General features: G+C 35.8%; 13 protein-coding genes. 12 read left to right on the top strand and 1 reads right to left on the bottom strand.

Annotated elements, in window-relative coordinates; translation table 11 throughout:
• Window position 1: 1 nt before the first annotated feature.
• From ACS127_RS01585 to ACS127_RS01550, 8 genes are all read left to right on the top strand, one after another.
• Window positions 2-850, top strand: a complete 849-nt coding sequence (locus tag ACS127_RS01585; protein ID WP_440896733.1) for an MBL fold metallo-hydrolase — start codon at window positions 2-4, stop codon at window positions 848-850.
• A 78-nt stretch (window positions 851-928) separates the two neighbouring features.
• A complete protein-coding gene (locus ACS127_RS01580; protein ID WP_440896732.1) occupies window positions 929-1,096 on the top strand; it encodes a hypothetical protein in 168 nt (55 codons plus the stop codon).
• Between the two features lie 1,029 nt (window positions 1,097-2,125).
• Window positions 2,126-3,274, top strand: a complete 1,149-nt coding sequence (locus ACS127_RS01575; RefSeq protein WP_440896731.1) for a class II fructose-bisphosphate aldolase — start codon at window positions 2,126-2,128, stop codon at window positions 3,272-3,274.
• A gap of 129 nt (window positions 3,275-3,403) precedes the next feature.
• Complete coding sequence (locus ACS127_RS01570; RefSeq protein ID WP_440896730.1) at window positions 3,404-4,573, top strand: diphosphate--fructose-6-phosphate 1-phosphotransferase; 1,170 nt, start codon at window positions 3,404-3,406, stop codon at window positions 4,571-4,573.
• Between the two features lie 29 nt (window positions 4,574-4,602).
• Window positions 4,603-5,442, top strand: coding sequence for a triose-phosphate isomerase (locus ACS127_RS01565; RefSeq protein WP_440896729.1), 840 nt, complete (start codon window positions 4,603-4,605; stop codon window positions 5,440-5,442).
• Window positions 5,443-5,490: 48 nt separating this feature from the next.
• On the top strand, window positions 5,491-6,972 hold the full coding sequence (locus ACS127_RS01560) for a lactate racemase domain-containing protein (protein WP_440896728.1): 1,482 nt from the start codon (window positions 5,491-5,493) through the stop codon (window positions 6,970-6,972).
• A 282-nt stretch (window positions 6,973-7,254) separates the two neighbouring features.
• The gene (locus ACS127_RS01555; RefSeq protein WP_440896727.1) at window positions 7,255-7,860 is read left to right on the top strand and encodes a uridine kinase family protein; all 606 of its coding nucleotides are present in this window, start codon (window positions 7,255-7,257) and stop codon (window positions 7,858-7,860) included.
• Between the two features lie 20 nt (window positions 7,861-7,880).
• The gene (locus ACS127_RS01550) at window positions 7,881-8,411 is read left to right on the top strand and encodes an ECF transporter S component (RefSeq protein ID WP_440896726.1); all 531 of its coding nucleotides are present in this window, start codon (window positions 7,881-7,883) and stop codon (window positions 8,409-8,411) included.
• Window positions 8,412-8,738: 327 nt separating this feature from the next.
• Here the strand turns inward: ACS127_RS01550 and ACS127_RS01545 are convergent, their stop codons facing one another.
• Entirely contained in the window at window positions 8,739-9,509 is a 771-nt protein-coding gene (locus tag ACS127_RS01545; protein ID WP_440896725.1) for a DeoR/GlpR family DNA-binding transcription regulator, read from the bottom strand.
• A 271-nt stretch (window positions 9,510-9,780) separates the two neighbouring features.
• Between ACS127_RS01545 and ACS127_RS01540 the strand changes: the two genes are divergently transcribed.
• From ACS127_RS01540 to ACS127_RS01525, 4 genes are all read left to right on the top strand, one after another.
• Window positions 9,781-10,878: an ABC transporter substrate-binding protein gene (locus ACS127_RS01540; protein ID WP_440896724.1), complete on the top strand. Its 1,098-nt coding sequence runs from the start codon at window positions 9,781-9,783 to the stop codon at window positions 10,876-10,878.
• 91 nt (window positions 10,879-10,969) lie between these two features.
• Window positions 10,970-11,788 carry an ABC transporter permease gene (locus ACS127_RS01535; protein ID WP_440896723.1) on the top strand — a complete coding sequence of 273 codons (819 nt, stop codon included), beginning with the start codon at window positions 10,970-10,972 and terminating at the stop codon, window positions 11,786-11,788.
• Between the two features lie 23 nt (window positions 11,789-11,811).
• A complete protein-coding gene (locus ACS127_RS01530; protein WP_440896722.1) occupies window positions 11,812-12,594 on the top strand; it encodes an ABC transporter permease in 783 nt (260 codons plus the stop codon).
• An 8-nt stretch (window positions 12,595-12,602) separates the two neighbouring features.
• The gene (locus tag ACS127_RS01525; RefSeq protein ID WP_440896721.1) at window positions 12,603-13,343 is read left to right on the top strand and encodes an ABC transporter ATP-binding protein; all 741 of its coding nucleotides are present in this window, start codon (window positions 12,603-12,605) and stop codon (window positions 13,341-13,343) included.
• The last annotated feature ends 14 nt before the right edge of the window (window positions 13,344-13,357 follow it).

The raw sequence follows: 13,357 nt of genomic DNA, 5'->3' as shown, positions 1-13,357 counted from the left end.
AATGAATTTAAAAAATTTGATGGATGAAAATATCGAAGTGGTCGAAATCGATAAAGCCACATGGATGATATCAGAGGGGATTGGAAGATCAAGAGCGCATTGTTACTTGGTTGAAGGAAATAATCAAGCAGCATTGATAGACACAGGGCTTCATGTTATTGAAATGAAAAGTATTGTTGAGAAATTGACGGATAAAGAGACCGTTATTTTATCTACTCATGGACATATAGACCATGTTTCAAACCATTACCAGTTCGATAAGATTTATCTGAATGGTAAAGATGATGCAATCTATGATTTGGCCTATAACTCAGAATTAAGAGCAACGCTTTTACGTGGATGGTTTATGAGTAAGGGTGTTGAGTCATCTGAATTTGAGAAAGCTCCTTTAAAGGAATATTTGATAAAACAAACTCAATTACCTCCAAAAAAAGATTACGAAGAATTAAGTGAAAAGCAGATAATTGAATTGGGAAATCGGTCGTTAGAAGTTATTGAAACTCCTGGTCATACAGTCGGCTCAGTTAGTTTCCTAGATTCAAAGTTTAAACGTCTATTCATTGGAGATACTATTTGTGAAGATGGTGTATTGTTGCATTTCAAAGAGTCTACTTCTGTTGCAACATATCTTGAAAGCCTTAAAAAATTAATTAATAGAAAAGATGAGTTTGATGAACTATATGCAGGACCTCAATTGGTTTCTTTACCAACCTCAATCATAGAGGATTTTATTGGTTGTGCAGAACTGATTATTGATAATAAAGATAACTTGGATGAAATTGCAATTAAAGAACAAGATCATTACAGTGTACAATACAAAAAAGCAAGATTAACTGTTCCAATACAATAAGTTTTACCTTAAACTACCCATTTTTTAGTTGGGTAGTTTTTAATTGTCGCTCTTACCATACAAATTCCACTTGGGGATATGAACTTCATTTGGTTATTTTTAGTTACAGCTATCTTTTGCTTAGTTGGTGCTTTGCTTGGTGTTTTCTTCATTGGGTTTGTTAAAAATCCTAAAATAGCAGAATTAGGAGCCATGCTTATTGTGATGCCGCAAATTTTCTTGTCAGAGGAATCATCCCAGAGCTAAATTCTACTGGTATTCTAGCTTTCCTAGCAAAAATGATGCTGATGACTTACTGTCGGGGAGATTTTTAATTATTATCAGTAGAATACAAAGTGAATGTATAGATTAAAAACATTTAATATAAATGAAAAGGGATTTGAAAAAATAATTGTATCGCTTGGTTTTAAAAATATCTCTGCTATAATTTTTTTATCAGAGTGCGAATAGCGTTGTAAAGAGTCAGAAAGTCTTTAACTAAGGCGATTCTGGCTCTTTTTTATTATTTATTTATTTTTTGAAGATTTTAAATGTAACACCTTCTATAAATGGTAGCTTGTCTTTATAGTAGATGTAAATTGTTGTTGGTGAATAGTTGATAATATCTACAATTGTTGCATTGATAACTTCTTGTACTCTTTATCAATGATTACTTTAATACTTGTTTCAAGAAGCAAACTTTTTATTTCATTTTTCCTTGTTCCTGCTTATTTTCAATACTCATAATTGGAAGTCGCGTTCTTTTCCTGTTAACGATATTAATTCAACAGTATTATTAGATATTGTAAAAATTAAAAGTTCATTTATTAACAAATGGCTTTATTAAAAAGTCCAACTTAGTAATAAGTGCTGAAAATTTTCAAGAATGAATTCATTTGTAATGATGTTAATAATAAATAATTCAATGTCGTAAGGTTATTTATTAGTCTATTTTTTGATTATTTAACAGTTAAAATGATCATTTCAAGACTCAAAAATGATTATTTTCCAATGATATGATCATTTAATGAAAATTCAACTTTCAGATATGTTCAAATATGTATAATGGAATGGAAGCGCTAACCCTATTTAAAAAAATTAAGATAATCACTACCAAAAGGAAGGCTTTGTTAAATGTGAAGTTTGCTTGCTTAACTAATAAGTTAGTGAAGGCAGGGCTGAAAAACTTGGTTGAATTAGCTCAATTTGCTTCTGAAAATGGTTTCGACTATTTAAAAGTTGGTCTAACCGTCGTGATATCTACATGTGTTGACAAAATGAAGGAGGGATTTAGTTATGACATTAGTTCCATTAAGACCGTTATTAGAAGCAGCTGATCAATATAAATATGGACAAGGTGCCTTTAACGTCAATACTGTTGCACAAGTAAAAGCAGCAATTGAAATCCATGAGATCTTCCGCTCACCTGTCCTTTTACAAGGTGCAGATTTAGTGAATGGATTTATGGGAGGAAGAACAGATTTTCTTAACTCAACAATTGAAGATAAAAGAAAGGGGGCAAAGTTATTAGGTGATGCGGTCCGAAAATATGGTGAGAATTCGCCTGTTCCAATCGCTCTTCATCTAGATCATGGTCAAGACCTTGATTCTGTTAAAGCGGCGATTGATGGTGGTTTTACATCTGTTATGATTGATGGTTCTTCTTTGCCTTATGACGATAATGTTGAACTAACTCGAGAAGCTGTTAAGTACGCCCATCAATATGGAGTGACGGTAGAAGGTGAATTAGGTATTTTAGCTGGTGTAGAAGATGCTGTTTTTTCTGAATCATCGACTTATACTAATCCACTTCAAGCCTATGATTTTATTAAGAAGACAGGGGTCGATGCCTTAGCGATTTCTTATGGGACAATGCATGGACCAAACAAAGGAAAAGACGTTAAATTAAGGCGAGAAATTGTGACAGCCATTCGAGAAATTCTTAATCATGAAAATACTTTCTGTGCAATTGTTTCTCATGGTTCATCAACCATTCCAAGTTATATTGTTAACGACATTAATCAGTTAGGTGGCGAAGTGAGTAATGCGGGTGGTATATCGATTCCAGAAATACAACAAGCGATTGCTGCTGGAGTTAATAAGATTAATGTTGATTCAGATATTCGACTGGCGGTGACGCGTAATTTACGAGAGTTATTTGAAGACAGCCCTGAATTACGGGCTAGTCAATCTATTGCTGGGATTTACCAACTATTAAGTGGAAATAAAAATCAGGTTGATCCGAGGGCATTCCTTACACCAATTATGGATACGGTTATGAATGGAACAATACCAACTGATGATATTCGTATAGCGGTTGACCAAATTGAAAAAGGTGTTAAGGAAGTGGTTGGTAAACTGATTATTAACTTTGGTTCAGTGGGTAAAGCATCTCTCGTAGAGCAACTAACCCTAGAGAATATGCGTGTAAAGTATCAGAAATAACGATTAATCGAATGGGATTTATTTAAATAAAAAGTAAATATAATGAAATTGAATTTTGACTAGATTGATGCTTAGTAAGCTCGGTAAAAAAGACTAACTCGTTTTATGGAGTGAAAGGAGTGTTGTTAAATGAAGGCTAATTTATTAGTGGTTCATGGTGGCGGTCCGACAGCCGTGATGAATTCATCATTGTATGGCGTGATCATGGAAGCAAAACAAAATCAAGCGATTGATAAAATATATGGAGCAATCGGTGGAACAGAAGCGATCTTAACAGGAAACTTCTTGGATTTAGGATTAACAAGTGATGAACAATTAGAACGATTACTCCACACACCTGGAACGGCAATTGGCTCATCACGATTTGCTTTAGAGGATGAGCATTATCGTCAAATGGTTGAGATTTTTAAACAACACAAGATTAAATATGTTTTGTTTAACGGTGGAAATGGGACGATGGATACGTGCGGTAAGGTTTATCGTATCTGTCAAGATGAGGATATTTGTGTCATCGGGATTCCAAAAACAATAGATAATGATTTAGCAATTATTGATCATGCGCCTGGTTTTGGCAGTGCAGCTAAGTATATTGCCCATTCTGTTGCAGGAGTGGCTCAAGATGTGAAGGCTTTACCGATTCATGTCACAGTAATTGAAACGATGGGTAGAAATGCGGGTTGGATTACAGCAGCATCGGCCTTAGCTAGAAAAGCAAAAGATGACGCACCACATCTGATTTATTTACCAGAACGTCCATTTAATGAAGCTGAGTTTTTGGCTGATGTTGAGGAACTTTATCAGCGATTAGGTGGTGTGGTTGTCGTTGTTAGTGAAGGCTTGAAAAATGAGCAGGGTGAATCAATTGTCCCGCCGATTTTCAAAACAGATCGTGCGATTTACTATGGTGATGTCAGTGCTCACCTAGCCAATCTAATTATTAAAAAGCTAGGTATTAAAGCGAGAAGTGAAAAACCAGGTTTACTTGGACGAGCTTCATCATATTTGCAATCAAAGGTTGATCGAGATGAAGCTGTACGTGTTGGTCGGGAAGCGGTTCAGGTAGCAATTTCAGGTGAGTCAGGTGTGATGATTGGGATTGATCGTGTGCCAGGAGAGACGTATCAAATTAAGACACCTCGAATTCCACTTGATCAGGTGATGTTACATGAAAAAACGTTACCAGAAGCATTTATTAACGCGCGTGGTAATGATGTGACAGCTGAATTTATAGATTGGTGTGCCCCATTAATTGATGATGATTTGCCACAATTTCTAAATTTTAAAGATCAACAACAATAACCGACTAGATAATGAAGGAGGGCGATGTCATGAAGAAAATCTATTTAAATTTAAAGCGATTTGACATTCCTGCAGAGTATGGTGGTGTGAATCGCTTAACAACACCACAGCAGTGGGGAGAATATATCGTTAAACAGACTCAGTCTAAATTAGCAGAATACGATCAAGGTGATGTTGAATTTGTGATGTACTTGCCTGAGGCACATTTAATTCATGCAATTGGTGCGCTGGATCAGACCCATTCGATTAAAATAGGGAGCCAAAGTGTGTATCGAGCAGATACAGCTAAAGGTGGCAATTTTGGTGCTTTTACTTCAAATCGGACAGCAAATGCGATGAAAGCTCTGGGTTGTACAGATACAATTATCGGTCACTTAGAAGAAAGAATCGATAAGACAGGTGTACTGGAAGCAGCAAATATTGAAGCGCCAGATGTTGTCAATCGACTCTTAAATCAACAAATTAAAACAGCTATTGAGGCTGGGTTATCAGTGCTTTACTGTGTAGGTGAAAAGGAATCAGAGCTTGACGATTGGCAAAATGTTTTACGCGAGCAGTTAGAAATCGGGCTTGCTGGCGTTGATAAAAGCAGAGTGACTATTGCTTATGAGCCTGTATGGGCAATTGGACCAGGTAAAACGCCACCTGATCGAGCTTATATTGAAAAAATTGCTCATTTCATAAAGCAAGAAACAGATAATTTACCTGTTGTTTACGGAGGCGGTTTAAAAGAAGATAATGCAAAAATGTTAAGTTCAATTGCAGAAATAGATGGTGGTTTAATCGCTTTAACGCGATTTCAAGGTGAGATTGGTTTTTACCCCGATGAATATTTAGCGATTATTGAAAAATATTTAGCTCATGCTTAATGAGACACTTGGATGTTTTAAAAAAATAATGGGAGTGAGGAATTAAAAATGAAATTAGCTTTTGAATATGGACATGGATTAATGGAAGCAAATTTACCAGATGATACTGATGTTTTTATCCCCGGGGAGACCATTCCAGATCCAGATCATATACCGGAAGATCAAATTGAAGCTAAAACACTAGAATCTCTGCGTCATCCAATTGGGATGAAGCCTTTATCTGAACTTGCTAAAAAAGATTCAACCGTGACCATTATCTTCCCAGATAAAGTGAAAGGTGGTGAGCAAGAAACGGCTCACCGAAAAGTATCCATTAGATTGATTTTGAAAGAACTTTATAGTGCTGGGGTCAAGCAAGAAAATATTCTACTCATTTGTTCAAATGGACTTCATCGAAAAAATACGGATAAAGAAATTCGTAATATCTTAGGTGATGAGATTTTCAATCAATTCTGGTATTCAAATCAAATCATTAATCATGATAGCGAAGATTATGATAACTTAATTGACCTGGGTACAACTGAACAGGGTGATCCTGTGTTAATGAATAAATATGTTTACGATAGTGACGTGGCCATTTTAATCGGACACACACTTGGTAACCCATATGGCGGTTATTCAGGTGGCTATAAGCATAGTGCAACCGGGATTACGCATTGGAAATCCATTGCTTCACACCACGTACCAAAAGTGATGCATCGAAAAGATTTCACACCCGTCAATACAAAATCATTAATGCGGACAAAATTTGATCAAATCAGTATGCATATGGAAGAAAAGATGGGTAAGAAATTCTTCTGTTGTGACGCTGTCTTAGATACAAGCTCTCGTCAAATTGCGATCTATAGTGGTTATGCCAAAGAGATGCAACCCGAGTCATGGGATATCGCCAATAAACGGACTTTTATTCCATATGCAGATAAAAAATATGATGTGATGGTGTTTGGCTTACCCCAAACATTCCACTATGGTCCTGGTATGGGAACAAATCCAATTATGTTAATGCAAGCTATTTCAGCACAAGTTGTTCGTCATCGTAGAATTATGAGTGATAATTGTGTGATTATCGTTTCATCAATTTGTAATGGTGAATTCAGTGATGAGATTTGGCCATATATGAGAGAAATCTATGATATGTTCCAAAAGGAAAGTATGAACGTCTTACCAGATATGAACCGTTATGGTGAGTATTTTGCGACCAATGCAGAGTATATTCGAAAATATCGCTATGCAAATGCTTATCATCCATTCCATGGCTTTTCAATGATGTCAAGTGCTCATATTGCAGAGAAGAATACGGCAGCTATCTATTTAGTTGGTGCTGAAAAACCAGGCTTTGCTCGTGGTATGGGATTAAAGACAAGAGCAACTTTTGAAGAAGCTTTAGCGGATGCAAAGAAAAAAATCGTGGGTGATCATCCCAATATATTAGCTTTACCACAAACATTTAAGAAAGCGTCCGTGCACTTGATGATGAAAAATGAAACATATAACGGAGAAGAATTCATTACACATGGTCACATGCATTAAAAACTAATAGTTTTACTAATATTGAAAAAAAGTCTATTATAGTTAGTTTTCTAGCGTTCTTGTAAAAAAGAGCTCTGAAGAGGTGCTTAGGCAGAGAACAACTAGGCACCTCTTATTTCTTAGCCTGAATAGATTGAGCAGAATCAAAGTATGGTTCAGGGAACTGAAGTGATAGCCTGTTATTTTACTGTACTTGATCAATCAATTCTCACTATCAGATGAGCTTGAGTGATCATTCTTTATTCATAATCGACGAGCGTGAGAGAATTGAGGTGATTATTTTTGAAAAAGATAGCTTACGAGACTCAAACGAGCAAGCTTTATCAGCAGGTTTTTGAAAAAATCGAGGAATTTGAACAAACGGGGCAACCAATAGTTATTGGAATCGACGGAACAGCTGGAAGTGGTAAAAGCTATCTTGCTGCACAACTTGCAGAAAAATATGATGTACAAGTTTTTCATATGGATGATTTTTTTCTGCCAAAGGAATTGAAAACAAAAGAACGTTTAAACCAACCAGGTGGAAATGTTCACTATGAACGATTTCTACAAGAGGTTCTTGAACCATTAAAGCAGAGAAGAAGTGTTAGGTATCAGCCTTACGATTGTCAAGTCTCGGATTATGGTGAGGAATTTGAAATGTTGCCCAAACAAATCAACCTTATTGAAGGCGTTTATTGTTTTCATCCCTTGTTGGAGTCATTTTATGATTGGAAGGTCTTATTGAAGGTTGACTCTAAAACACAAGAGAAACGAATTTTACAGCGGGAAGGAAACGACAAATTAGAAATATTCCTAAACCGTTGGATTCCATTAGAAAAGCACTATTTTCAAACATTTGAAATTGAAAAAAATGTTGATGTGATCATCGATACTTCTGATCAATAACAGTTAAAGGGGATTTTTTTATGTCAAATCAGCAAACTAAACGATTGGTGTTTGTTTCATTATGTATAGCGATCGGTTTATTACTGCCACAGTTAGTAAATATTTTACCGATGGCTAGACCGGGAGCGATTCTTTTGCCAATGCATATTCCTGTTTTAATTTGTGGCTATATTGTTGGCTGGCGTTATGGTTTACTAGCAGGTTTAATTTTGCCACTATTGGCTTTTTTCTTAACAGGTATGCCACCACTATTCCCAATAGGCGTATCCATGATGATCGAGTTAGGAGCCTACGGATTATTAACGGGTTTATTATATAAAGTAACAGACGGGAAAATTTTTGTTTCATTAATCGGAGCGATGATTGGTGGACGAGTTGTTTATGGTATTGCTAATTCAATTTTATTTGGTGTAGCAGATATGTCATTTGGGATGGAAGCTTTTGTTGCAGGAGCCTTTGTTACGGCTTTACCCGGCATCATCATTCAATTGCTATTGATCCCTCCAATTATTCAAGCATTAAAAAATGCAAATTTAATGATCAAAGCATAATGATTATTTTGATCACAGATAACTGTCTGTAAAACACGTCGGCTTGGAAGGAATTGAATTGGGACTAAGAATAAGAATAACACTTATTCTTAAGGTGTGATTCTACAGCAGCCATCCTTAGTGCGATTACTCGTTCCATCAGAAACATTTACATGAGTTACATCGAGTAAGTCTAACTCCTACTGAATGATGTTTCGCTTTATACAATGGTAAAGAATTTATTTATTTTAAACAGAAATGACGAAAGAACTGGCGAGAGCCAGTTCTTTTAATTCTTGAGAATAAAGGAAGTATGGTTGATAGTCTTTCAATTTCATATAAAATTAACTATATTTTCTCATTTGGAGAAATTGTAATTAATGAGGGATTATTACTTTTGATTTGATCTTGAATATTTTGAGGCAAAGGTTCATTTGTGATGATGTAGTCTATTTGATCAAATTTTAATGAAGCATGTGGAAGAGCTTTATTAAACTTAGAATCGTCACAAAGAAGAACTGTCTTTGCAGTATTTTTAGAAAAATGTCTTTTAACCTGTGCTTCATTTTCAGATGCTTCAAACGTACCTAGTTCGGTAAGAGTTCTACATGAGCAGAAAAAGATGTCTGTATAGTAATTTTGAATTTGCTCATGAGCGATATCACCAACGATACTGATAGTTTGAGGATTGAGTCTCCCACCTGTTAAGTAAAGAGGGCTTTGAAGAATATTATGTAATGTACGAACAGTTTCCAGTCCATTAGAGAGCACTTGTATATTTTTAAAAGAACCTAGTTTCTCTCCTAGGGTTAGACAAGTAGTACTAGGATCCATAGAGAGTAACATATCATCCTTGATCAATTGTATAGCCAAATCAGCAATAACCTTTTTCTTATCTCCGGAGGCAGCTTTACGTTCTTCAAATAGGGATTTTCTATTTTTTTCAATAATGGAAACACCACCATAGAAGGAACGTATGAGTCCTTTTTCTTTTAGGTCTTTGATATCTCGTCGAATTGTTGCAGGACTTGCATAAATGAGATTACATAGATCAGAAACCGCACATACCTTTTTTTCCCGAAGAATTTTTAGGATTTCATTTTGCCTTTCTTTTTTCATAAATACACACACCTATCTAAATGATTAAGAATGATCAATTTTTGATTTAATAATATCAAAAAAATGAACAGTAATCAATGATAAGCTCATAATCCCCTATTTATATTGAGTTGTTACATGAACATATTTATAATTGAAATCGTTACAGAAGATTGCCTTGTCCTTTTCTTAAATAAATGAAAACGTATACAACAGATTAAAACTTTTTGAAACATTTTAAGATACAAGGCAATTAAATTCTATATTTTATAAAAATGAAGGAGGTTATTTTATGAAAAAGATTGTATCGATGTTGGCTGTTATCAGCATTATGGTAGCCATACTTGCAGGGTGCGGAGCAGGAAGTGGAGGATCAGATGCTGAGTATTCACTTACAGTTTCAGGAATTGGAGGAAGTCTGAATTTTATTCCTGTCTATATTGCAGAGCAAGAAGGTTGGCTAGAAGAAGAAGGCTTAGAAATCGACAGTATTATGTTTACAAATGGTCCAGTACAAATGGAATCTCTTTCATCTGATGCATGGGATTTTGGGTTCACAGGAGTAGGAGGCGTCCTGTCAGGGCTTATTGGTTACGATGCAATCAATGTTGGTGCAAGTGGAACGGATGATGGAACACAATATGTATTTGCTAGAAATGATTCCGCTATTGTACAAGCTGGAACAGGAAATAATAGTATAGATGAGGACATATATGGAGATGCAGAATCATGGGAAGGCGTTAATGTTCTTGCCAATACAGGAACAGTACTTCAGTATCTCTTAAATAGAACTTTGGAAGGTTTTGATTTAGAGTCAGGAGCTGTACAATTTACAGCCATGGATGCTCCAACAGCATACAGTGCATTTCTAGCTGGTGAAGGGGATGTAGTTGTATTGACAGGTTCATCAGGAACATTTAACTTACTGAATGATTCTGAAAATTATACAGCTATTTCAAGTGGAACTATGGCAGAAACGGGTCTAATGACTAATTTCATTGCTAACAGTAATAGTTATGAAGATCCCGAAAAGTATGAGGCGATGAAGATTTTGTTAAAAGTCTACTTTGAGTCTGCACAATGGATTATGGATAACCCTGATGAGGCTGCTGTATATATGAGAGACTTTGCAGAAGAAAATGGAATTGATATGGATGAGGAGACAATCAAGAGGTATCTTGAAGCGGATCAATACTATTCATTAGAAGAAGCATATGAGCTGATTACTACCGATGCAGAAGATTCTGACGTGAGTATCATGGAACAAAGAATTGCAGAAGTATTAGACTTTTTCATTGAACATGGAAATTATCAAGCTGAGGATGAAGAGAACTTTAAAGGAAAGACAGATCCTAAACTTCTGACTGAAATATATGAGGAAGCTGAATAGGTAATAACTATATTAATGATAAAAACAAATAGGATTAAGTATACAATTTCAGAAAAATGATGATAAAGCACATTTTAAAGAGGGGGTAGCTATGAATAAAAACGATCTCTTACAAAAAAAATACGATGAATGGAAACAGGAAAAACGTAAAGAAAAGTGGCAGTTAGCCATGTTGAGCTTTTTGGGTCTGTTCCTATTCTTTGTTGTGTGGCAGCTAGCCACTGAATTTGGACTTGTTAATCCAAGACTTTTGCCGCCTCCAACAAGAATTTTGGAAACACTAGTTTTCAAAATGGGTAATCCAGAGCCGGATGGGAATGTTATTTTTGTAAATATTTTTGCTAGTTTACAAGTTGCATTATCAGGTTTTTTTCTTGCCAATATTATTGGAATTCCACTAGGACTTATCATGGGATGGTGGCCAGGCATTGAACGGTTTATGAGACCTATATTTGAGCTTATCAGACCTATCCCGCCTATAGCTTGGATTCCATTAGTTGTTGTATGGTTTGGTATCGGTCTTGAAGCTAAGGCTTTAATCATATTCTTTACTGCTTTTGTACCTTGTGTTATTAACTCATATACAGGTATCAAATTAACCAACCAAACGTATATCAATGTAAGTAAAACCTTTGGGGCATCAAATTTCGAAATATTTAGAAAGGTTGGTATTCCATACTCACTGAAGATGGTGTTTTCAGGAATTCGAATCGCATTAAATAATTCGTGGTCTACACTTGTGGCAGCAGAGATGTTGGCTGCTAGTGCTGGACTAGGGTATATGATTCAGCTAGGAAGAACAATAGCAAGACCCGATATTGTAATTGTTGGTATGGCTGTTATTGGGGGCTTAGGCGCATTGCTGTCAATGCTATTGTCTAAAGTAGAAAAGAGATTTCTTAGAGGATAATAAATAAAGTGAGGCATATAGATATGAAAAGTAAGAATAAGATGACAGGAAAGAAAATTTTATACTATATCCTACCCATCCTAGCGATACTCCTAGTTCTAACTGTATGGATTATATTTTCTATAAATAATCCAAGACTTATGCCAACTCCTTTGGGCGTGTGGGAGAGACTTATTCGAACTTTTGAGAGACCTATTGCACAGACAACCCTTCTAGGTCATTCCTGGGCGAGTTTAAGACGAGTTCTTTCGGCACTTTTAGTGGCTTGGTCTTTCGGTATTGCCTTTGGAATTTTAATCGGATGGAGTAAGAAAAGTAGAGCGTTTTTTGGTAGTATTTTTGAAATTATTAGGCCTATTCCCCCTATAGCTTGGATTCCAATCGTTATTATGTGGTTTGGTATAGGGGAATTTCCTAAAGTGCTGTTAGTTTTTATTGGTACATTTGTTCCATTAGTCATCAATACTTCAGCAGGAATTGCTATGGTTGATCCTATCAATATGGATGTAGGGAAAATATTCGGAGGAAATAATAGGCAAATTTTAAAGGAAATTGTTGTTCCCACAGCTCTTCCGTCTATATTCGCCGGAATTAAGACATCTGTCAGTTCAGGGTGGACAACGGTTTTAGCAGCAGAAATGTTAGGTGCACAAGAAGGTTTAGGAGCGCTAGTAACTAGAGGTTGGCAAGGAAGTGACATGGCGTTGGTTTTGGTTGCAGTAATCATTATTGCTATTGTAGGTTCGTTACTAGCAGTTGTATTAGATAGGATTGAAAAGGTGGTGACTCCATGGAACAACGTCTAAAGACAAAAATGGAGATTAAGAATCTATCAAAAACATTTTTTTCAGATAAAGGAATGGATACAGTAATTGATGAGGTTTCCTTTGATGTTAAGGATGGAGAATTTTTGGTTATTTTAGGACCGGGAAGATGTGGGAAGACCGTTCTTTTAAATCTTATAGCTGGTCTTCTCGAAAAAACTACAGGGAAAGTTCTTTTGAAAGGTCAAGAGCTTGATGGTCCTAATAAAGACCTCAGCATGGTTTTTCAAAAGCTAGCATTGATGTCTTTTAAGACGGTTATGGAAAATGTGGAGTTGGGTTTGAAATTCAGTGGAGTGGAAAAAAGAGAGCGCAGAAAGCTTGCTCAACACTATATTGATTTAGTTGGACTTAATGGATTCGAAAATTCTTATCCAAAACAGCTCTCGGGTGGTATGAAGCAAAGGGTCGGAATTGCTAGAGCATATGCAGTAAAACCGGAAATTCTAATTATGGATGAACCCTTTGGACAACTAGATGCTCAAACAAGATATTCTATGCAAAATGAGATTCTTAGAATCTGGCAAGAGGAAAAAAGAACAGTTATATTTGTCACTAATAATATTGAAGAGGCATGTTATTTGGCAGATCGAATCATTTTGCTTAGCGAGTACCCTGCTACTGTTAAGGAAATTTATGAGATAGATATGAAAAGACCAAGAGATAGGGTTGATGAAGAATTCCTTAGTTTGAGGACTGAAATCTCGGATAATACAGACTTAGGAATATAGGGGGAAGGTGAGAA

Origin of the sequence: Amphibacillus sp. Q70, assembly GCF_052055485.1 — a bacterium.
Lineage (GTDB): Bacteria > Bacillota > Bacilli > Bacillales > Amphibacillaceae > Amphibacillus.
This window is presented reverse-complemented; position numbering and strand designations above follow the sequence as displayed.